Here is a 20,556-nt window from a genome sequence, read left to right as displayed (position 1 = left end):
CAATTGCACATCTGAGGTCAAGGCCGAGACGGCGTACAGAGTTGCGGGCTGCCGTCACCCCACCCATGACCATTGAGCCATCACTCCCTATATTGCCCTGACCTCGAATCAGGCAGCCCATGCGCGTTTTCAGCGTTCCCGTATCCGTGCCGCTTCTGCGCACCGTCATATCGGCGTTGGTCGACGGCCGGTTGGTCGATGGATTCGAGGCGCGCCAGAATCCATTGAACCTGGCGCAGGCGACGCTCTATCTGCCGACCCGGCGCGCCGGCCGGATGGCGCGGGAGATCTTTCTCGACGAGATGAAGACCGATGCTGCGATCCTGCCGCGCATCGTGGCGCTCGGCGATATCGATGAGGACGAACTGGCGTTCGCGGAAGGCTCCGAACAATTCGGCGGCGTGGCGCCGCTCGACATTCCGCCGCGGCTCGGCGAACTCGAGCGGCGGCTGACGCTGGCCCATCTGGTGGCGGCGTGGGCCAAAACGCCGGTGTCGGCGCCGCTGGTGGTCGGCGGCCCGGCCTCGACGCTGGCGCTGGCCGGCGATCTGGCGCGATTGATGGACGACATGGTCACCCGCGGCGTCGACTGGAATGCGCTCGACAAACTGGTGCCGGACCAGCTCGATCGATACTGGCAGCACTCGCTGGAATTCCTGCGCATCGCGCGCAAGGCGTGGCCGCAGCATTTGCACGAAATCGGACGGATCGAACCGGCGGCGCGGCGCGACCTTCTGATCGACGCCGAGGCCGCGCGCCTGACTGCGCACCACAAGGGCCCGGTGATCGCGGCGGGTTCGACCGGCTCGATGCCCGCGACCGCAAAATTCCTGCACGTCGTCGCCAGGCTCAAACAAGGCGCGGTGGTGCTGCCGGGGTTAGATACCGATCTCGATGACGCGGCCTGGCGGACCATCGGCGGCATCAGAGACGCGCAAGGCAAATTCACCACTCCGCCGGCCTCGAACCATCCGCAATTCGCGATGCATGCCCTATTGGACCGGTTCGGAATCAAGCGCAGCGACGTCGAGATTTTGGGCACGCCTGCGCCTGATGGACGCGACGTGCTGGTCTCCGAAACGATGCGGCCGTCGACCGCGACCGAACAATGGCACGACCGGCTGGAACAGCCTGACATTGCCGCGAAGATTTCGGGCGGCATGAAAAACCTCGCGGTCGTCGCGGCGCCCAATCCGGAGATGGAGGCGCTGGCGATCGCGGTCGCCATGCGCGAGGCGCGGCACCTCGACAAATCGGCCGCGCTGGTGACGCCGGACCGTGCGCTGGCGCGGCGGGTGATGGCAGCACTCGGCCGCTGGAACCTCGAATTCGATGATTCCGGCGGTGACGCGCTGATGGATACCTCCGCCGGAATCTTTGCGCGGCTGGTGGCGCAAGCCGCGGCGAAGGGGCTGGAGCCACCGACCTTGCTGGCGCTGATGAAGCACCCGCTGTTCCGGCTGGGTGGCGCGCATGGTGCGCTGAAACACACCATCGAGGTGTTGGAACTGGCCCTGCTGCGCGGCACGCGGCCGCAAGCCGGCAGCAATGGCCTCGCGCGCGACTTCGATCGTTTTCGCGCTGAACTCAGGAAATTGAGAGACGGCGAGACCTCTTCGCTCCACGCGTCCGAGCAACGCGCCAAATTGCGCGATGACGAACTCGATCAGGCGCGAGGGTTGATCTCTGCGCTGCAGCAGGCGCTGTTGCCGCTGGAAAGCATGGCGTCTTCGCAGCCCTATGACTTCGCTGAACTGGCGCATCGCCACCGCGAGGTGTTGATGGCCCTGTCATCCGACCAAACCGAAATCGCCGTCGTGTTCGAGGGCGCCCAGGGATCAGCGCTGGCCTCGGCGTTTGCCGATCTGTTGGGCGAACAGAAACCCAGCGGGCTGATGGTCCAGCTCGGCGATTATCCGGAATTGTTCCAGACCGCCTTCGCCGACCGCATGGTGCGGCGGCCGGAATCGGCGAGCGCGCATCTGCACATTTATGGCCAGCTCGAAGCACGCTTGACCGAATCCGATCGCGTGATTCTGGGCGGGCTGGTCGAAGGCGTGTGGCCACCGTCACCGCGGATCGATCCGTGGTTGAGCCGGCCGATGCGGCATGAACTCGGCCTCGATCTGCCGGAGCGGCGCATCGGCCTGTCAGCGCATGACTTCGCGCAACTGCTCGGCCACACCGACGTCATCCTGACCCATTCGGCGAAAGTCGGCGGCGCGCCGGCGGTGGCCTCGCGCTTCCTGCACCGGCTCGAGGCCGTCGCCGGCGAAGAGCACTGGAAGCAAGCCACACAGGCCGGCGAGGATTATGTCCGCTTCGCCGCCGAACTCGACCGGCCGGCAAAGATAGAGCCGATCCCGCAGCCCGCGCCAAAGCCGCCACGTGCGACGCGCCCGCTGAAATTGTCGGTGACGGCGATCGAGGACTGGCTGCGCGATCCCTACACGATCTACGCGAAATACATTCTGCGGCTCGACCCGCTCGATCCCGTCGATATGCCACTGTCAGCTGCCGATCGCGGCTCGGCGATCCATGAAGCGCTTGGCGAATTTACAAAAACCTTCGCCGACACATTGCCGGCCCAGCCTGCGCTCGCGCTGCGCGGCATCGGGGAGAAATTTTTTGCGCCGCTGATGGAGCGCCCCGAGGCGCGGGCGCTGTGGTGGCCGCGGTTCCAGCGCATCGCCGCATGGTTCGCCGATTGGGAAATGGCGCGCCGCGATCACATCCACCGGATCGATGCCGAGATCAAGGGCGAAATCGGTATTCCGCTCGACAACGAACGAACCTTCATCCTGTCAGCCCGCGCCGACCGCATCGAGCAGCGCGCTGACGGCCGCTTCGCGATCCTCGACTACAAGACGGGCCAGCCGCCGACCGGCAAGCAGGTGCGGATGGGACTGTCGCCGCAGCTCACCCTCGAGGCCGCAATCCTGCGCGAAGGCGGCTTCAAGGATATCGGCGCGGATTCGTCGGTCGCCGAACTCGCCTATGTCAGGCTCAGCGGCAACAACCCGCCGGGCGAGCACCGTTCGCTGGAACTGAAGATCAGAAACAACGATACGCCGCAGCCACCGGACGAAGCGGCGGATTATGCGCGGCTGGAGCTGGAAAAACTGATCCGCAAATTCGAAGACGAGAACCAGGCCTACACCTCGTTGAACCTGTCGATGTGGTCGAACCGCTACGGCGCCTATGACGATCTCGCCCGGATCAAGGAATGGTCCGCGGCCGGCGGGTTGGGGATCGAGGAATGGTGAAGGCTCCCCGCATCATTCCTCCCAATGTGCGCGATACCCAGGCGCGCGCGTCCGATCCGGCGGCGTCCTCGTTCGTGTCGGCCAATGCCGGCTCGGGCAAGACCCATGTGCTGGTGCAACGCGTGATACGGCTGCTGCTGGGTGGCGTGGCGCCGGAAAAGATCCTCTGCATCACCTTTACAAAAGCCGCCGCCGCCAACATGGCGGAACGGGTGTTCTCGACGCTGGGACATTGGGTCACGCTCGACGACGCTTCGCTGGATGCCGCGATCAAGGAAGTAGGGATTGCGAATCCCAATGCAAAGCTGCGGAAAACGGCGCGCCAATTGTTCGCCTGCGCGCTGGAGACGCCGGGCGGACTGAAAGTGCAGACCATCCACGCGCTGTGCACGCGCCTGCTGCAGCAATTCCCGTTCGAGGCTAATGTGCCCGCGCGCTTCGCCGTGCTCGACGACCGCGACCAGAACGAGATGATGGAGCGCGCCAATCTCGCGGTGTTTCTGGAGGCGTCGCGCCACCCCGACAGCGCGACCGGCCAGGCGCTCCGCATGGCGATGGCCAGTGCGGCGGACGTGACCTTCAAGGAGGTTGTGCGCGAGGCCTGTCTTAGCCGCGATCATTTCATGGCGTGGACGGACACCGCGGGTGGCGCCCACGTGGCGGCGGGGCAAGTCTCCGCGGCACTCGGTGTCGACCCTGAGGATCGCATTGAGGATGTCGAGCGCGCCATTGTCGATGGACCGAACCTGCCGCGATCGCGCTGGTCGGAGATCTCCGGAATTCTCGACACCGGCAGCAAGACCGACCAGGATCAGGCCGCCCGGCTTCGTGCAGGGCTGGTGTTCACCGGCGCTGCGCAGGTCGACGAATATCTCGGCCTGTTTCTCACCGAGACCGACCGCACCCGCCGCAAATCGGTGGTGACCAAGAAATTCGTCGACAACAATCCGGCCATCGGCCGGCTGTTCGAATCCGAGGCCGATCGCATCGCCCCTCTGATCGAACGCCGCCGCGCCTTGACGGCCCGGGACCGCACCGAGGCGCTGCTGCACATCGCAACCGCTTCTGCCGCGAACTACCGGCGCGAGAAGCTGGAACGTGGACTGCTCGATTATGACGACCTGATCGACAAGACGCTTCGGATGCTGGACCGCGTCTCCTCCGGCTGGGTCCATTACAAACTTGATCGTGGCGTCGATCATGTGCTGATCGACGAGGCGCAGGACACCAGCCCGCGGCAATGGGACATCATCGCGCACATCATTTCCGAATTTACTTCCGGCGCGGGTGCGCGTGATGGCGTGATGCGTACCGTGTTCGCCGTCGGCGACGAGAAACAGTCGATCTTTTCGTTTCAGGGTGCGGCCCCCCGCGAATTCGACCTGCGTCGGCGAGCGCTGAAGAAGAAATTCGAAGATGCCGGCCTGAAATTCGATCCGGTGTCTTTCAACTATTCGTTTCGTTCCGGGCCGGCAGTCCTGCATTCGGTCGATCATGTTTTCCGCGAGCAGGAGATATTCCGCAGTATCCACGCGGTCGAGAACGGATACCCGATCCATCATGCGCTGGAAGACGCAGGCCCAAGCCTGATCGATCTCTGGGAATTGGCCGTAGCCGACGACAGGCCAGACATGGAAGGCTGGCGCGCGCCGTTCGACGGCGTCGCCGTGACCAGTCCCGAGGTAAAGCTCGCCCGGCGGATTCAGGCCGAGATCAAATCGCTGGTCGAAAGCGGCACCATGACCGGCAGCGCCGGTAGCCGCCGTCCACTGCGATACGGCGACATGCTGGTGCTGGTGCGCCGGCGTGGCAATGCATTCGATGCGGTGATTCAGGCGTTGAAGCACGCAAATGTCCCGGTCGCCGGCGCCGACCGACTCAAACTGACTGAGCACATCGCGGCCATCGACCTGATGAACCTGGCGGACGCGCTGCTGTTGCCGCAGGACGATCTGGCGCTGGCGGTTGCATTGAAGAGCCCGCTGTTCGGCCTCACCGACGACGATCTGTTCAAGCTGGCCTGGCAGCGAAAGGGATCGTTGCGTGCGGCATTGAGCGCGCGCGCCGCGACCGATGGATTGCTGAGGGACGCGCTCTGGCGGTTGGAGCAATGCGAGCGGCGCGTCGTCAACGCGACGCCGTTTGCTTTCTACTCCTGGCTGCTGGGCGGCGACGGGGGCCGTGCGCGGATCCTGAACCGGCTCGGGCATGAAGCCAATGATGCGCTCGATGAGTTTCTGGAACTTGCGCTGAGCTACGAGCGCAAGGCGCCTGCCTCGCTGCAGGGCTTCATGGCGTGGCTGCATGCGGCCGATACCGAGGTCAAGCGCGACATGGAAATCTCGCGCGACGAAGTTCGCGTCATGACCGTCCATGGCGCCAAGGGCCTGGAGGCGTCTGTGGTGTTCCTGGTCGACACCACGACATCTCCCTCGGATACGCAGCGGCTACGACTCATCAACCTGCCGCAGGGCAATGCTGGTCCGCACGCTCCCGGAATCGTGGTTTGGGCCGGCCGCAAGGCCGAGGATCCCCCCGCCCTCGTCACCGCACGGGCGGCGATGCTAGGCGATACCGAGGATGAATACCGCCGCCTGCTTTACGTGGCGATGACGCGCGCGGCCGATCGCCTGATCGTCGGTGGTTGCATGCCCGGCAACAGGAAGGATGTTCGCCCCTCCTCCTGGTATGATCTTATCAGCAAGGGCCTCGACCGTTCCGAATTGCAGCTCGAGGAGATCATGACATCGAGCGGCGTCGTGAAGCGCTATTTGCGGGCCGAGAAAGTCGTGCCTGCCACGGGATCAGTTACGCCGGCAAAGACGCCATCGATCGATTTTCCATCGTGGTTGCTGACACCGGCGCAGCCGGAGCGTCCGGCGGAGGGTTTGCTGCGCCCGTCCGATCCCGCTGACGACGACAGCCATCCGGTCCGGTCAGGCGAATCGATCCTCGCCCGCGCCAAGGCTCTCAAGCGCGGCACGCTGGTGCACCGGTTGCTGCAGTCGCTGCCCGATATCGCCGCCGAACGCCGCCGCGAGGCCGCGTTGTCCTACCTCGCCCGCAACGCCGGCGGCTGGACCGACGACGAACGGCTCACGCTGGCGGAAAAAGCGCTGGCGCTGATTGCGGATGCGCGCTTTGCGCACGCCTTTGCACCGGGCAGCCAGGCCGAGGTCTCGATCGTCGGACGGCTGGACCGGGCCGGGCAGCCACCGGCGCTGGTTTCCGGCCAGATCGACCGGCTGGTGGTGACCGAGCGAGAGGTTTTGATCGTCGACTACAAGACCAACCACGCCCCGCCCAAGCTGCCTGCCGAGGCGCCGCGCGGCTATGTCCGCCAGCTCGCGCTCTACCGGGCGGTACTGGCAAAACTTTATCCCCAGCTGCCGGTCCGGGCCGCGCTGCTCTGGACCGAAACGCCTGATTTGATGGAGATTTCCGCCCCCGCGCTGGACGCGGCACTGGCATCCTATCATCTCGGCGTGACCGCGCTTGACCCGGCAAGATCGCGTTCATAGGTTCGTCAATATGATCCTAAGGCGCGATTCTCATCCGCGCGCTGTTTTCAACCGAACGAGGTATTCCCATGGCCGTTGGCAAGGTTTCTGACGCCGATTTCGAAGCCGAAGTGCTCAACGCGACCGGGCCGGTGGTCGTGGATTTCTGGGCCGAATGGTGCGGCCCCTGCCGCATGATCGCCCCGGCGCTCGACGAGATTTCCGGCGCGATGGGCGACAAGGTCAAGATCGTGAAGCTGAACGTCGACGAGAGCCCGAAGACGGCCTCGAAATACGGCGTGATGTCGATCCCGACCCTGATGATCTTCAAGGGCGGCGAGATGGCCTCCCGCCAGGTCGGCGCCGCGCCGAAGGCGAAGCTGCAGCAGTGGATCACTGCGGCGGTCTGAGGTTTTTCGCTATCTGATTCGTTGAGCGGCCGGCGATTAGCCGGCCGTTTGCGTTGAGCCATCCCTGATCCGACAGACCATGGTGGCATGATCCCACCATGGATTGACGCCGACCTGCGTGTTCTGCACGCCGAAGCCCGCGTCCTCCAACTCCTGCACGAGATCCGGCAGGAGCTTCAGCGTCCGGTAGGGCCGGCCATTCTCCAACAAATGACCGGTTAGCGGGTCAAAGCGAGCCTTGGCCTCATCGGACTTCGGCAAACCGCACATGCTGCTGACGACGAAAACGCCGCCGGGCCGAAGAATGCGGCGAACCTCCCGAAGGCACCGGGCTCTGTCGCTTCCGATCAGGCAATGCAGACAGCTGCCGTCGATCGCGATGTCAAAGGACCTTTCGGGAAAGAACGTCATCTCGCAAACGCTGCCTTGCCGGAAGGAGCCGGAAAGACCGCATGCATCGAACAGTTCCCTGGCCCAGGCGACAGCGATATCGGAAATATCGATGCCGTACACCTCGTAAGTCTTGCGGGCCATCCATAGCGATGACGACATGCCATTGCCGCATCCGAGTTCGAGCACTCTTGCGGGCGGCCGCGGAAAGGTCTCGTGTTCCAGCCGATCAAGCGTTGCAGTCATCCGAGCGACGTTCTGGTGATGCCGGCTTCCTGCCCAACCCGAATGACCATCGGCCCGCACACGACGATACGCCTCGTCGTAGCCGGACATCGCTCTTACCCGATCCAACCCGTCGCCAGCGCGGAGGCCAGCTCAAGCTGGCCGTTCTGCCGCGCCAGCGCCGCCATCGCCTCATGGTCGTAGGGCACATGGCGGAACGTCACGCGCCAGGATCCATCGGCCAGTTCGAGGATCGCATAGCGCGCGTCCGGCGTGCCGGCTTCGATCACATGCGGAAACGGATGGGTGTCGCGATAACCGGGTGAGCCGACGCTGCCGGGATTGACGATTCTGCGGCCATCGCCAAGCCGGACGGTGCGCGCGACATGGGTGTGGGCGCACAGGATCAGCGGCTGCGTGATTCCAGCGGCTTGCTTCTCGATCGCATCCGGCGACGACATGCAAACGGTACCGTCGGGGAGCACGGTCTCCAGCCAATAGACTTCGTCGTGCGCAGGCGTGGCGTGACAGAGAAACACAAGGTCGCGATAGACGCGCGTCGGCGGCACCGCGCGCAGCCAGTCGAGATGCGTCTTGTCGAGTTGCGCATGGGCCGGCCGGTCCCAGGAACCCATCTTCTCCGGCGGCCGGTCTATCAGATAGCGGTCATGGTTGCCGAGCACGTGCACGGCATCGAGCGCGATCAACGCATCCATCGCGCGCCGAGCGTCGAGCGGGCCGCTCGCGATGTCGCCGAGATTGACGATCTCTTTGATGCCCTGCGCGCGGATGTCGGCGATGACAGCTTCCAGCGCGAGATAGTTTCCGTGCACATCGGCAATCGCGGCAAAACGCATGGTGCTTCCAGTCCCGTCTAAGTCTACGTACCCCGGATGCTGCGCAGCGCGCTCAGGATCGCGCTTCGCGCGACTCCGACGGTGCGCTGCTGATCCGGGGTCCAGATGGGTCCCGGCTCTGCGGAGCAGCGTGAAGGACGCTGCACCGCGTCCGGGACACGAGGGTGTTATGCAGGCGGCGTGCCATTGGCGGCCAGCACATGGCCCGCGAGGTATAGCGATCCTGTGATCAGGATGCGCGGCGGCACTTCATAAGCCAGACGCGACAGTGTTTGAAGCGCGGCTTCGACGCTGGCGGCATTTTCCACGCGCATGCCGAGGGCGCGGGCGGCATCCGCCAGCCGGTCCGGCGGCATCGACGCCGCCATGGCCATCGAACTCGCATTGTCGCGACCGGGGATTGGCACCGCCATGATATGGCGCGTCAGCCCGGCGAAATTGGCGAGGAACGCGCCGGCATCCTTGTTCGCCATCATGCCTGTTATGACGACCAGCGGCCGCGACACCCTCTCCTCCAGATCCCCCAGCGCCGCCGCGGCGACGCGCCCGCCTTCGGCATTGTGTCCGCCATCGAGCCAAATCTCGCAGCCCTGTGGGCCCTGCTCGACCAGCGCGCCCGAAACCAGGCGCTGCATCCGCGCCGGCCATTCGGCGTTGACGATGCCGGCCTCGAAATGGGGCATGCCGATCTTGAAGGTGTCGAGCGCACGCAAGGTCGCGATCGCGAGCCCGGCATTGTCGAACTGATGCCGGCCGAACAGTTTTGGCGCCACCAGATCCATCAGGCCGCGATCGTCCTGATAGACCAGCCTGCCGCGCTCGACGCTGACATGCCATTGCTGGCCGGCCGCATGCAGCGGCGCGCGCATGCGGCGCGCATGCGCCTCGATCACCGCCATCGCTTCCGGCGCCTGCTCGGCACAAACCACCGGCGCATTGCGCTTGATGATGGCGGCTTTCTCACCGGCGATCTCGGTCAGCGAATTGCCGAGGAATTCCGTATGATCCATGCTGACCGGCGCAATCACGCTCGCAATCGGCGCGTCGATCACATTGGTGGCGTCCAGCCGTCCGCCGAGGCCCACTTCCAGCAGCACGACATCGGCCGGATGCTGTGCAAACAGAGAAAACGCCGCCGCGGTTTCGATCTCGAAAATCGTGATCGGATCGCCATTGTTGGCGTGTTCGCAATGCCCGAGCACGGCGCACAATTCATCGTCATCGACCAGCACGCCGCCACCGCTGCGGCCAAGACGAAAGCATTCGTTGAGCCGCACCAGATAGGGCGAGGTATAGACGTGGACGCGCAGGCCCGCGGCTTCCAGGATCGCGCGCAGATAGGCAATGGTGGAACCCTTGCCGTTGGTCCCGGCGACATGGATCACCGGCGGCAGCTTGCCTTCAGGGTGATCGAGCCGCGCCAGCAGGGCCTGCATGCGATCGAGGCTGAGATCGATGCGGCTGGGATGGAGCGCCGACAGCCGCGCGATCAATTCGTCGAGCGAAGGCTGCGGTCTGGCGGCGAGTGCGTTCACGCGTGCGGTGCGGCCGGCACCGCTTCCGGCGCCGAGACGATCTGGGCCGGGTCGGTGACCTGCAGCACGGCTTTCGACGCAACCTCAGGCGCCGGCGACTTCGTCAGCAGCCGGCACAGCCGCGCCAAGGTGGGACGCATTTCGTGGCGGTGCACCACCATGTCGACCATGCCGTGGTCGCGCAGATATTCGGCGCGCTGAAAACCTTCCGGCAGTTTCTCGCGAATGGTCTGTTCGATGACGCGCGCGCCGGCGAATCCGATCAGCGCACCGGGCTCGGCGATCTGCACGTCGCCCAGCATGGCGTAGGATGCCGTGACGCCGCCGGTGGTCGGATTGGTCAGCACGACGATGTAGGGCAGTTTTGCTTCGCGCAGCATCTGCACGCCGACCGTCGTTCGCGGCATCTGCATGAGCGATAAAATGCCTTCCTGCATCCGCGCGCCGCCGGAAGCGGCGAACACGATGAACGGCGATTTCTTTTCGACCGCGAGCTCGAGCCCACGCACGATCGCTTCACCCGCGGCCATGCCGAGCGAACCGCCCATGAAATCGAAATCCTGCACGGCCACGACGACGCCGGCGCCTTCGAGTTTGCCGTAGCCGACCTTGATGGCGTCGTTCAATCCGGTCTTGGCGCGCGCATCCTTGATGCGGTCGGCATATTTGCGCTCGTCGCGAAACTTCAGCGGATCGGCGGTCACGTCGGGCAGCGCGATATCGTACCAGGTCTCGTTGTCGAAGATCGACTTCAGCCGCGCCACCGCGCCCATGCGCATGTGATAGTTCGAACCGGGAATCACGAACTGGTTGGCCTCGACGTCCTTGTAGAACACGAGCTGCCCGGAATCCGGGCACTTGATCCACAGATTCTCCGGCGTCTCGCGGCGCAGGATGCTGCGGATCTTCGGCCGGACGACGTTGGTGAGCCAATTCATGTTTCGCTCCGAAATGCGGTTGGACGCATCAGTTGCAATATATGGCGGCCCCGGTCTGACCCGACAAGCCGCAGGTACCGCCTCAATCTACGCCAAAATGGCCTATTCTGCGGCCTGTTTGGCGCCCCGAACCCCCTGAGCCAGGGCGGCGACGAGATCGGCCACGGCGGGTACGGTCTTGGCGGTGGCGCGCCCCTCGGCGTCGAGGCTGCCGCGCAGGGCATCGACCAGGGCGGTGCCGACCACCGCGCCATTGGCGTTCTCGGCGATCGCGCGCGCGGCATCCGGCGTCCTGATACCGAAGCCGACGCAGACCGGCAGCTTGGTATGCCGCTTGATTCGGGCGACGGCTTCACCGACCACGTGGGAATCGGCGCTGGCGCTGCCGGTGATGCCGGTGATCGCGACGTAATAGACAAAACCCGAGGTGTTCGCGAGCACCGCCGGCAGGCGCTTGTCGTCGGTGGTCGGCGTCGCCAGGCGAATGAAATTGAGCCCGGCCTTCATCGCCGGCAGGCACAGCTCGTCGTCCTCTTCCGGCGGCAGATCGACGATAATCAGACCATCGACGCCAGCGGTCTTCGCGTCGACAAGGAACTTGTCGACGCCGTAAATGTAGATCGGATTGTAATAGCCCATCAGCACCAGCGGCGTGGTGTCGTCGTCCTTGCGGAAGCCGCGCACCATCTCCAGCGTCTTCTTCAGGGTCATGCCGGCTTTCAGGGCGCGCAGGCCCGCCGCCTGAATCGACGGCCCGTCGGCCATCGGATCGGTAAAGGGCATGCCGATCTCGATCATGTCGGCGCCGGCCTTCGGCAGCGTCTTGAGGATGTCGAGCGAGGTTTTCGGATCGGGATCGCCAGCCATCAGGAAGGTGACGAAAGCCGAGCGGCCCTGCTTGGCGAGTTCGGCGAAGCGCGCGTCGATACGGGTACTCACTTCTTCTCACCCTTCAAGATTTCGGCGACCTGCGGGATGTCCTTGTCGCCACGGCCCGAGAGATTGACGACCATCAGATGATCCCTGGGCCGTTTCGGCGCGAGTTCCACAACCTTGGCGATGGCGTGTGCCGATTCCAGCGCCGGGATGATGCCTTCCAGCCGCGACAGCAATTGGAACGCGGCGAGCGCCTCGTCGTCGGTGGCGCTCAGATAGGTGACCCGGCCGTTTTCATAGAGCCAGGAATGCTCCGGCCCGATGCCGGGATAATCCAGTCCCGCCGAGATCGAATGCGCGTCCTGGATCTGGCCGTCATCGTCCATCAACAAATAGGTGCGGTTGCCATGCAGCACGCCGGCCCGGCCGCCGGCGATCGAGGCCGCATGCAGCTGGGTCAGGCCATGGCCTGCCGCCTCGACACCGAAAATCTCGACCGAGGGATCGTCGAGGAAGGGATGAAACAGTCCCATCGCATTGGAGCCGCCGCCGATGCAGGCGACCAGCGAATCCGGCAAGCGCCCCTCGGCCTCCTGCATCTGCTCGCGGGTCTCGTCACCGATCACGCACTGGAAGTCGCGCACCATCATCGGATAGGGATGCGGCCCCGCGATCGTGCCGATGCAGTAGAAGGTGTTGTGCACGTTGGTGACCCAGTCACGCAGCGCCTCGTTCATCGCGTCCTTCAGTGTGCGCGTCCCTGATTGAACCGGGATCACCTTGGCGCCGAGCATTTCCATGCGGAACACGTTGGGCGCCTGACGCGCGACGTCGACCGCGCCCATATAGACGATGCATTCCAGCCCGAACCGCGCACACAGCGTCGCGGTGGCGACGCCGTGCTGGCCGGCGCCGGTTTCGGCGATGATGCGCTTCTTGCCCATCCGGCGCGCGACCATGATCTGGCCGAGCACATTATTGACCTTGTGCGAGCCGGTGTGGTTGAGCTCCTCGCGCTTGAAATAGACTTTTGCGCCGCCGAGATGCTCGGTCAGGCGCTCGGCGAAGTACAGCGGCGACGGCCGTCCGACATAGTGCTTGAGAAAGCCCTTCATTTCCGCAGCGAACGACGGATCGGCCTTGGCCGCGACGTAGGCCTTCTCCAGATCCAGGATCAGCGGCATCAGCGTTTCGGCGACGAAGCGGCCACCGAAATTACCAAAATGCCCGCGCTCGTCGGGGCCGGTGCGGAAGGAGTTTGGCAAGGAGTTCGGCTGACCTGGATTCATCGGACCATCAATTCTTCGGTGGCGCGCGCGGCGCGGATAAAATCGCGGATCATGTCGGGATCCTTGACGCCGGGCGAACGCTCGACGCCCGAGGACACATCGACGCCGCCCGCACGGGTGACGCGAACGGCCTCGGCGAGGTTGGAGGCGTTGAGCCCGCCCGAAACCATGAACGGCAGTTCGAGGTCGAGCTTCTCAAGCAGGCGCCAGTCGAACACGGCCCCTAACCCGCCCGGGCGGGTGGCCTCTTTTGGCGCGCGGGCGTCGAACAGGATGCGGTCGGCGACCGCAGCATAGCCCGCAAGCGGCACGAGATCGGCCGCGGTCTCAACCGGCAGCGCCTTCATCAGCGGCAGACCGAATTTCGCCTTGATGTCGCGCAGCCGCGCGGTGGTTTCCTTGCCATGTAGTTGCAGGATGTCCGGCCGCAGGGTCTCGACGATATTCTCGAGCGTCGCGTCGTCGGCATCGACCGTGAGCGCCACCTTGACGGCGCGGCCCTTGGCCTGCATGCCGAGCTCGCGCGCGGTCTCGAGGCCGACATGCCGCGGCGACGGGGGGAAGAACACGAATCCGACCATATCGGCGCCAGCCCCGAGCGCGACGTCGAGCGTCTCGCGCGTGGACAGGCCGCAAATTTTGACGAGCAGGGACATGGTCTCTCGGGCGCGGCTTTCAAGCCGCGAAGTGCGGGTTGGAACGGAGCTGTTTGGGCGGGTTCTACAACGTCGCGCCCTGCTTGTCTCGCCCGGCGGCCCCGTAAAAGCCGCGCGGCGCCGGTGCTGCAAGCTGCGGCACGCCGCCCCGGGAGACCGCCGCCGCGGCGCGCAGATCAGCTATTTCCGACCGCGCCCGCCGGGCCTCGGCCTCGTGCTGGCGTGCGGCGCGGCGCCAGCGGCGCTGGCGGAACCAGGTCGCCGAGCCGCCCGCCGCGACCCCCAAAATCGCGACCGCAATAATCACGACGAACAGCGGCATCGACACCGCGACCGACGGATTGACGGATTCGAACGGATCGAACGACACCGTCACCGAATGACGGTTGGCGACCGCAAAGAAGATGAAGATGACGCCTAAGGGAATGACGACCAGCGCCGAGAAGAATTTTCGCATGACCATATCTCGCAGTGCGGACTCTTGAAGCAGCTGACATCGGCGAGCGCTTGTCCCGCAACACGGCACCCGATCTTCAGAACCCGGTGGAGTCTTTTATTTGACGCGTTCTCTTCACGCGAACCGGGCCCACTTCGCTTGAAAACGCTATGGTTACGCGCCGGCCTCGGGCGAACCGCCCTCGCGGTTCAGCCGCTCACGCATTTCCTTGCCCGTCTTGAAAAACGGGACGCTCTTCTGATCGACCGGCACATGCGCGCCGGTGCGTGGATTGCGCCCTGCGCGGGCTGGACGATGCTTGACCGAGAAAGCGCCGAAACCGCGGAGCTCGACACGGTCGCCGCGCGCCAGGGCAGCGACGATCTCATCGAGAATCGCGTTCACAATGTTCTCCACATCCCGCTGATAAAGATGCGGGTTGTGCTCGGCGATGCGCTGAACAAGTTCGGATTTGATCATCGAGACTGGGGTCCACTGTCGTGCGGACTTCCATTTCCGTGAAAATGCCTTGAACTGTCAAGACGCTAAATCAATTTTGGGCCACGCGAAATGACGTGACAAATGGCCCGGAAAGGGGTTGTCGCAACACCCGCAATGCGGGAGGACCGCGCCAAACCTCGCTTGCGCGGGTTCAATTGGAGGCCGCGGGCCGCCAAAGTGCCAGCATACCGTCCAATGCCAGCTGGTCGACGGCACCTGTGACGCCGGCCTGCTCGATCTGGCGCGCGATCGCGCTCAGGCCGAGCGCATCGAAGCTGACGGACGCGACTGCGCGCAGGAAAGTCATGTCGCCGAACCGCGGGGTCAGCTTGAAATCGCGCACCGGCAGATCGCTCTTGATCTTCTTCTCGGCGACCAGCCATGCCACCGCGGTTTTCTCGTCGCCGAGCTGATCGACCAGCTTCAGCTCGACCGCCTGGCGGCCGGTGAACACGCGTCCGTCCGCGACTTTGTCGAGCAACGCCTCGTCCATGCCGCGCCGCGCCTTCACGAGGCCGCGGAACCAGGCGTAAGAGTCCTTCACCAGCGCGTCGAGCGCCGCCCGCGCCTCCGGGCTGGTTGGCTCAAAGCCGTTCGGCGCCGCCTTCAGCGGCGAGGATTTCACTTCCTCGACCTTGACGCCGACGGTCTTCATCAACTCGGTGAAATTCGGAAACTGAAACAACACACCGATCGAGCCGACCAATGAGCTCTGCTGGGCGATGATATGATCGGCCGCAAGCGCCCCGATGTAACCGCCCGAGGCGGCCAGCCCTTCGACCACCACGACCAGCGGCTTCTTGGCCTTCAGCCGCATCAGCGCATCGTAAAGCTGCTCGGAGCCGGCGGTGGTGCCACCCGGCGAATTGATGTGCACGATGACGGCGGCGGCCGACGACTTCTCCAGCCGCTCCAGCGCCTCGACGCGTTGCTGATCGCTGCGAATGAGGCCTTCGATATTGACGCGGGCAATCGAGCCGGACACCGACAGCGACGAGCGGCCGGCGGGTGTCGCCAGCACACCGACGACAACGACCGCGGCAAGAACGACCACGGCCGCCACCAGGCGCCAGAAAGTCAGCTTGCGGCGTATCCTGCGGCGATCGACGATCACGTCCGAATCGAGCGACATCGAAATTCTCCTGGGGTCGGCAGCGCCGTTTTGCCTTCGCAGCGTCACCAGCGCATTATCCAATTACATCAATTGCGATGCAATATGAAGAAAACAAGGCCCAGTTGTCGTCCCCGCGGAGGCGGGGACCCATAACCACCAATCCTGATTGTCGCGCCAGGCTGGAGCTCCAGTTTTTCACAACCACAAACCCCTGTGGTTATGGGTCCCGGCGAAGGCCGGGACGACACCGGTGCAACAAAAAAGGCCCCGGTCGAAACCGGGGCCTGGTCTTTGCGAACAGGGAAGCTGTGCCTACTTGTCGCGGTTCTTGAGCGCGGTGCCGAGAATGTCGCCCAGCGTCGCTCCCGAATCGGAGGAACCATACTGCGCGATGGCTTCCTTCTCTTCGGCAACTTCCAGCGCCTTGATCGAGACCTGCACCTTGCGGGCCTTCTTGTCGAACTGGATCACGCGGGCATCGACCTTCTCGCCGACGGCGAAACGCTCGGCGCGCTGATCGTTGCGGTCGCGGGCGAGTTCCGACCGCTTGATGAAGGTCGAGAAATCGGTACCCGAGATTTTCACCTCGATGCCGGCTTCCTTCACTTCGAGCACTTCGCAGGTCACGACTGCACCCTTCTTGACGTCGCCAGGCTCTGCGAAGGGGTCGCCTTCGAGCTGCTTGACGCCGAGCGAGATGCGCTCCTTTTCGACATCGACGTCGAGCACCACGGCCTTGACCATGTCGCCCTTCTTGAAGTTGTCGATCACCTGCTCGCCCGGAAGCTTCCAGTCGAGGTCGGAGAGATGGACCATGCCATCGACGTCGCCGTCGAGACCGAGGAACAGACCGAACTCGGTCTTGTTCTTGACCTCGCCTTCGACGGTCGCACCGACCGGGAACTTCTCGACGAAGACCTCCCAGGGGTTGCGCATGGTCTGCTTGAGGCCGAGCGAGATGCGGCGCTTGACCGAATCCACTTCGAGAACCTGCACTTCGACTTCCTGCGAGGTCGAAACGATCTTGCCGGGGTGCATGTTCTTCTTGGTCCACGACATTTCCGAGACGTGGATCAGGCCTTCGATGCCCGGCTCCAGTTCGACGAACGCGCCGTAGTCGGTGATGTTGGTGACGCGGCCGGTGAAGCGTGCGTTCAGCGGATACTTCGCCTCGATGCCCTGCCACGGATCGTCCAGCAGCTGCTTCATGCCGAGCGAGATACGGTGGGTCTCGTGGTTGATCTTGATGATCTTGACCTTGACGGTCTGGCCGATGGTGAGCACCTCGGTCGGGTGATTGACCCGGCGCCAGGCGATATCGGTGACGTGCAAGAGGCCGTCGATGCCGCCGAGATCAACGAACGCACCGTAATCGGTGATGTTCTTGACCACGCCGTCGATCACCTGACCCTCTTCGAGGTTCTGCACCAGCTCCTGGCGCTGCTCGGCGCGGGTCTCTTCGAGAACCGTGCGGCGCGACACCACGATGTTGCCGCGGCGGCGGTCCATCTTGAGGATCTGGAACGGCTGCGAATTGTTCATCAGCGGCGCGACGTCGCGGATCGGGCGGATGTCGACCTGCGAACGCGGCAGGAAGGCCACCGCGCCGTCGAGATCGACGGTGAAGCCGCCCTTGACCTGGTTGAAGATGACGCCGTGAACCTTCTCGTTGTTGTTGAAGGCCTTCTCGAGCTTGCCCCAGCTCTCCTCGCGGCGCGCCTTGTCGCGCGACAGCACGGCTTCGCCGAGCGCATTCTCGATCCGGTCGAGGAACACCTCGACTTCGTCGCCAACCTTGAGTTCGCTGTCGCGGCCGGGTCCTGCGAACTCACGCAGCGCCACGCGGCCTTCGGTCTTCAGGCCGACGTCGATGACGGCCATGTCCTTTTCAATTGCAACTACCTTGCCCTTGATGACGGAGCTTTCCTGCAAATTGCCGCCGGCGAAGGACTCGTCCAGCATCGCAGCGAAATCGTCGCGGGTAGGATTATAAGAAGCAGCAGTCGAAGCCATTTGTTCTCCAGATGCGGGTATCGCCGGCCAGTCGGGTTAAGGGGCGTATCGCGCGTGAAGTGTCAGGGGTCCGCAAACCCTAACGACCGCCGTTTGCGGGAAATCGCAAATGGCGGGCCGGCAGCATGCCTGCACGTTCGATACGTTGATTTATCCGGAGCCTGAAACGAGCGTATCGACTTCAAGAACCTGGAGCGGGCTTTCCTCCAATGACGACAGGGGTTCAAACCTCCTGCCGGCCCGCTCGGACAGCCCTGATCTCATCGATGGCGGCCCGGATGGCCGGTGATATAGCCCCAAGGGGTCTTTTCGGCAAGCGGAAATGCCCGGTTTACGGGGCTTGTAGGGCTGACGGACGCTCGCCATGGGCCCATGTTTTCAACGCCTTGTTCACCGCATGACGCAAAAGGCCCGCAGTGTCAGGCGAGATGGAACCCGGCCTTAAGTGCCGCCCCCCAACGATGGCACGGTTCAAAAACAGGGGGAGTGCCACCATGAAGAGCCTGATCGCGATGACCGCCGTCGCCGTCTTTACCGTCGCTACGGCCGTTGCCGGCAAGCCGGCCTATTTTGCGACCGACAAGGCGATGGCCGCGGCCAAATCGAAGCCCGTGCTGATGGCCGAACAGCGATTGCCGTTCGACCGCGACCGCTCGAAGAACTGAACCGGAGACTTCACCGCCTGGCGCGGACAGCCTCGACGATCGCGATCGCGGCGCGAACGCCGCCTTCGATATCGAGATTGGAATTGTCCAGGACATGCGCATCGGGGGCCGCCTTCAGAGGCGCCGCGGCCCGATTGCGGTCCCGCTCGTCGCGCTTGAGAATATCGGCCAGCACCAGCGCTTCATCCGCCGCTTCACCCCGCGCGAGCGCTTCCAGCGTGCGGCGGTGGGCCCGCACCTTTGGGTCGGCGACGACGAAAATCTTCACTTCGGCATTCGGGCAAATCACGGTGCCGATGTCGCGCCCGTCGAGCACCGCGCCGGGCGGACCGGCCGCGAACTGGCGCTGAAAACTGACCAGCGCTTCCCGTACCGTGGGGATGGCGGAGACCACCGAAGCAGCATCGCCGATGCGCTGCGACTTCAGTTCGGGATGGCCGAAGTTTTCCGGATCGAGCGCCATCGCCGCGGCGACGGCGCGGGCTTCATCGGTGAGATCAAAACCCTGGTCCAGCAGCATTTTGGCCACGGCGCGGTAAATCACGCCGGTGTCGAGGTGGCGATAGCCGTAGTGCTGCGCGAGCCGCTTGCCCAGCGTGCCCTTGCCCGAGGCGGCGGGTCCGTCGATGGCGATGATCATGAGCGCCATGTGCGACAGAGCGGCCATGGCGGTCAAGACCATGCGTCAGAGGTGATGGGGCCACCGCTCCGGGAAACGGCGGCCTCACCGCCAGGAAACCTGAATTCCGCGATGCGGACATATGCGCGCCAGATGCGTCCAAATGTGCCTCGCCCCCGCCGCTGCCCGTCTCTATCCTGAGACCAGCCGGGGCATTCCGACTGCGAATCGCCCGATTCAAAAAAATGATAACGGCCGGAGGGATACGATGAGCACCATTTCACGACGTCAGTTTATTGGCACCGCCGCAGCAGCCTCGGCGATCCCATTGATCGGGAGTTCGGCGCATGCGCAGACCGACTGGCCGATCAAGCCCATCAAGATCATCGCCGGCTATCCCGCCGGAGGTCAGACTGATCTGTTTGCGCGGACCTATGGAGAATATATCCGGGCCACCACGGACCAGAATGTGGTGGTGGAAAACAAGGCCGGTGCCTCAGGATCGGTCGCGGCGGTTGAAGCCAAACGCGCCGCGCCGGACGGCTACACTCTGATGTTCACGATCTCGACGACGATGATCATGAACCGCGTTCTGATCAAGGACATCGCTTACGACGCCGACAAGGATTTCACCCTCGTCTCGATCATGCCGGCAGGCAGCCTGCCGTTCGTGGCCGGCGAGAAGACCGGTGCCAAGACTCTCGCCGAATTTGTCGCCTACGCGAAGAAGGCCGAGAAGATCAACATCGGCACCTATGGCGCAGGGTCATACGCGCACATGGCGGTCGCCGAAATGAACAAGCAATACGGTCTCAAGATGGAAGCGGTGCACTATCGCGGCGAAGCGCCCATGTGGACCGATCTGGCCGGCGGATTTATCGATGGCGCCCACGGCAGCTACTCCGCGGCGTTGTCCGTGCTGCAGAGCGGCCGCGGCCGTGCGGTCGCCGTCTCGCGCAAGCGCATGTCGACATTGCCCGACGTCCCTTCCTTTGCAGAGCAGGGCACCACATCGCCGATCTTCAAGCTGACCGGCTTCCAGTGCTGCGCCGTGCCGACAGGCACGCCACCGGAAATCGTTCAGAAGCTGTCAAAACTCCTCGTCGAGGGCGGCAAGACTGAAAAAGTACTGCAGCTGATGAAATCATTCGGCGTCGACGACACCGCGATGACCTTCGAGGAGACGCAGAAACTGTACAAGGAAGAATCGCCCATCTGGCTCGAGGCAGTGACCAGCCTGGGGCTTGCGCCGTCCTGACCGCGCAA

At 64.1% G+C, this 20,556-nt stretch carries 18 protein-coding genes; 6 read left to right on the top strand and 12 right to left on the bottom strand.

All coding sequences use genetic code 11. From position 1 onward, the window contains the following. The first annotated feature begins 119 nt into the window (after positions 1 to 119). The 3 genes from addB to trxA all read left to right on the top strand — a co-directional run bounded on the left by addB (position 120) and on the right by trxA (position 7,176). Positions 120 to 3,266: a double-strand break repair protein AddB gene (gene addB, locus JQ600_RS01845; protein ID WP_212386301.1), complete on the top strand. Its 3,147-nt coding sequence runs from the start codon at positions 120 to 122 to the stop codon at positions 3,264 to 3,266. After that, the gene (addA, locus tag JQ600_RS01840) at positions 3,260 to 6,787 is read left to right on the top strand and encodes a double-strand break repair helicase AddA (RefSeq protein WP_212386300.1); all 3,528 of its coding nucleotides are present in this window, start codon (positions 3,260 to 3,262) and stop codon (positions 6,785 to 6,787) included. The genes addB and addA overlap by 7 nt, the downstream gene beginning before the upstream one ends. A 68-nt stretch (positions 6,788 to 6,855) precedes the next feature. Beyond that, a complete protein-coding gene (gene trxA, locus JQ600_RS01835; RefSeq protein WP_192736238.1) occupies positions 6,856 to 7,176 on the top strand; it encodes a thioredoxin in 321 nt (106 codons plus the stop codon). A 36-nt stretch (positions 7,177 to 7,212) separates the two neighbouring features. Here the strand turns inward: trxA and JQ600_RS01830 are convergent, their stop codons facing one another. From JQ600_RS01830 to rpsA, 11 genes are all read right to left on the bottom strand, one after another. Then, complete coding sequence (locus JQ600_RS01830; RefSeq protein WP_212386299.1) at positions 7,213 to 7,812, bottom strand: class I SAM-dependent methyltransferase; 600 nt, start codon at positions 7,810 to 7,812, stop codon at positions 7,213 to 7,215. 95 nt (positions 7,813 to 7,907) lie between these two features. After that, the gene (locus tag JQ600_RS01825) at positions 7,908 to 8,648 is read right to left on the bottom strand and encodes a metallophosphoesterase (protein WP_212386298.1); all 741 of its coding nucleotides are present in this window, start codon (positions 8,646 to 8,648) and stop codon (positions 7,908 to 7,910) included. Between the two features lie 167 nt (positions 8,649 to 8,815). Then, entirely contained in the window at positions 8,816 to 10,183 is a 1,368-nt protein-coding gene (locus tag JQ600_RS01820; RefSeq protein WP_212386297.1) for a folylpolyglutamate synthase/dihydrofolate synthase family protein, read from the bottom strand. Then, positions 10,180 to 11,121 (bottom strand): acetyl-CoA carboxylase, carboxyltransferase subunit beta, encoded by a 942-nt coding sequence (gene accD / locus JQ600_RS01815; protein ID WP_212264070.1) that lies wholly within the window; start codon positions 11,119 to 11,121, stop codon positions 10,180 to 10,182. The genes JQ600_RS01820 and accD overlap by 4 nt, the downstream gene beginning before the upstream one ends. A 102-nt stretch (positions 11,122 to 11,223) precedes the next feature. Then, positions 11,224 to 12,060, bottom strand: a complete 837-nt coding sequence (gene trpA / locus JQ600_RS01810; RefSeq protein WP_212386296.1) for a tryptophan synthase subunit alpha — start codon at positions 12,058 to 12,060, stop codon at positions 11,224 to 11,226. Then, complete coding sequence (trpB, locus tag JQ600_RS01805) at positions 12,057 to 13,286, bottom strand: tryptophan synthase subunit beta (RefSeq protein ID WP_212386295.1); 1,230 nt, start codon at positions 13,284 to 13,286, stop codon at positions 12,057 to 12,059. Before trpB ends, trpA begins: the two co-directional genes overlap by 4 nt. Then, positions 13,283 to 13,942, bottom strand: a complete 660-nt coding sequence (locus JQ600_RS01800; RefSeq protein WP_212386294.1) for a phosphoribosylanthranilate isomerase — start codon at positions 13,940 to 13,942, stop codon at positions 13,283 to 13,285. The genes trpB and JQ600_RS01800 overlap by 4 nt, the downstream gene beginning before the upstream one ends. 64 nt (positions 13,943 to 14,006) lie before the next feature. After that, positions 14,007 to 14,399, bottom strand: a complete 393-nt coding sequence (locus JQ600_RS01795; RefSeq protein WP_212386293.1) for a lipopolysaccharide assembly protein LapA domain-containing protein — start codon at positions 14,397 to 14,399, stop codon at positions 14,007 to 14,009. Between the two features lie 153 nt (positions 14,400 to 14,552). Further along, positions 14,553 to 14,858 carry an integration host factor subunit beta gene (locus JQ600_RS01790; protein ID WP_192736230.1) on the bottom strand — a complete coding sequence of 102 codons (306 nt, stop codon included), beginning with the start codon at positions 14,856 to 14,858 and terminating at the stop codon, positions 14,553 to 14,555. 172 nt (positions 14,859 to 15,030) lie between these two features. After that, positions 15,031 to 16,011 carry a signal peptide peptidase SppA gene (gene sppA / locus JQ600_RS01785; RefSeq protein WP_212386292.1) on the bottom strand — a complete coding sequence of 327 codons (981 nt, stop codon included), beginning with the start codon at positions 16,009 to 16,011 and terminating at the stop codon, positions 15,031 to 15,033. A 294-nt stretch (positions 16,012 to 16,305) separates the two neighbouring features. Next, entirely contained in the window at positions 16,306 to 18,006 is a 1,701-nt protein-coding gene (rpsA, locus tag JQ600_RS01780) for a 30S ribosomal protein S1 (RefSeq protein ID WP_192736228.1), read from the bottom strand. A gap of 109 nt (positions 18,007 to 18,115) precedes the next feature. Between rpsA and JQ600_RS01775 the strand changes: the two genes are divergently transcribed. Together JQ600_RS01775 and JQ600_RS01770 are read left to right on the top strand one after the other, a co-directional pair. Then, positions 18,116 to 18,295 (top strand): hypothetical protein, encoded by a 180-nt coding sequence (locus JQ600_RS01775; protein WP_212386291.1) that lies wholly within the window; start codon positions 18,116 to 18,118, stop codon positions 18,293 to 18,295. Positions 18,296 to 18,500: 205 nt separating this feature from the next. After that, on the top strand, positions 18,501 to 18,671 hold the full coding sequence (locus JQ600_RS01770; RefSeq protein ID WP_212386290.1) for a hypothetical protein: 171 nt from the start codon (positions 18,501 to 18,503) through the stop codon (positions 18,669 to 18,671). A gap of 10 nt (positions 18,672 to 18,681) precedes the next feature. Here JQ600_RS01770 and cmk read toward each other — a convergent pair whose 3' ends face one another. Continuing rightward, positions 18,682 to 19,311: a (d)CMP kinase gene (gene cmk / locus JQ600_RS01765; RefSeq protein ID WP_212386434.1), complete on the bottom strand. Its 630-nt coding sequence runs from the start codon at positions 19,309 to 19,311 to the stop codon at positions 18,682 to 18,684. A gap of 247 nt (positions 19,312 to 19,558) precedes the next feature. Between cmk and JQ600_RS01760 the strand changes: the two genes are divergently transcribed. Then, positions 19,559 to 20,548: a tripartite tricarboxylate transporter substrate binding protein gene (locus tag JQ600_RS01760; protein ID WP_212386289.1), complete on the top strand. Its 990-nt coding sequence runs from the start codon at positions 19,559 to 19,561 to the stop codon at positions 20,546 to 20,548. The last annotated feature ends 8 nt before the right edge of the window (positions 20,549 to 20,556 follow it).

The organism is Bradyrhizobium sp. AUGA SZCCT0176, from assembly GCF_018130145.1.
Lineage (GTDB): Bacteria > Pseudomonadota > Alphaproteobacteria > Rhizobiales > Xanthobacteraceae > Bradyrhizobium.
The sequence above is the reverse complement of the archived record's forward strand: the minus strand, read 5'-3'. Positions and strand labels throughout refer to the sequence as shown.

Bases quoted from the DNA above. Each gene is read 5' to 3' on its own strand.
- addB (WP_212386301.1), top strand. From the start codon at position 120: ATGCGCGTTTTCAGCGTTCCCGTATCCGTGCCGCTTCTGCGCACCGTC.
- addA (WP_212386300.1), top strand. From the start codon at position 3,260: ATGGTGAAGGCTCCCCGCATCATTCCTCCCAATGTGCGCGATACCCAG.
- trxA (WP_192736238.1), top strand. From the start codon at position 6,856: ATGGCCGTTGGCAAGGTTTCTGACGCCGATTTCGAAGCCGAAGTGCTC.
- JQ600_RS01830 (WP_212386299.1), bottom strand. From the start codon at position 7,812: ATGACTGCAACGCTTGATCGGCTGGAACACGAGACCTTTCCGCGGCCG.
- JQ600_RS01825 (WP_212386298.1), bottom strand. From the start codon at position 8,648: ATGCGTTTTGCCGCGATTGCCGATGTGCACGGAAACTATCTCGCGCTG.
- accD (WP_212264070.1), bottom strand. From the start codon at position 11,121: ATGAATTGGCTCACCAACGTCGTCCGGCCGAAGATCCGCAGCATCCTG.
- trpB (WP_212386295.1), bottom strand. From the start codon at position 13,286: ATGAATCCAGGTCAGCCGAACTCCTTGCCAAACTCCTTCCGCACCGGC.
- JQ600_RS01800 (WP_212386294.1), bottom strand. From the start codon at position 13,942: ATGTCCCTGCTCGTCAAAATTTGCGGCCTGTCCACGCGCGAGACGCTC.
- JQ600_RS01795 (WP_212386293.1), bottom strand. From the start codon at position 14,399: ATGCGAAAATTCTTCTCGGCGCTGGTCGTCATTCCCTTAGGCGTCATC.
- JQ600_RS01790 (WP_192736230.1), bottom strand. From the start codon at position 14,858: ATGATCAAATCCGAACTTGTTCAGCGCATCGCCGAGCACAACCCGCAT.
- sppA (WP_212386292.1), bottom strand. From the start codon at position 16,011: ATGTCGCTCGATTCGGACGTGATCGTCGATCGCCGCAGGATACGCCGC.
- rpsA (WP_192736228.1), bottom strand. From the start codon at position 18,006: ATGGCTTCGACTGCTGCTTCTTATAATCCTACCCGCGACGATTTCGCT.
- JQ600_RS01775 (WP_212386291.1), top strand. From the start codon at position 18,116: ATGGCGGGCCGGCAGCATGCCTGCACGTTCGATACGTTGATTTATCCG.
- JQ600_RS01770 (WP_212386290.1), top strand. From the start codon at position 18,501: ATGAAGAGCCTGATCGCGATGACCGCCGTCGCCGTCTTTACCGTCGCT.
- cmk (WP_212386434.1), bottom strand. From the start codon at position 19,311: ATGATCATCGCCATCGACGGACCCGCCGCCTCGGGCAAGGGCACGCTG.
- JQ600_RS01760 (WP_212386289.1), top strand. From the start codon at position 19,559: ATGAGCACCATTTCACGACGTCAGTTTATTGGCACCGCCGCAGCAGCC.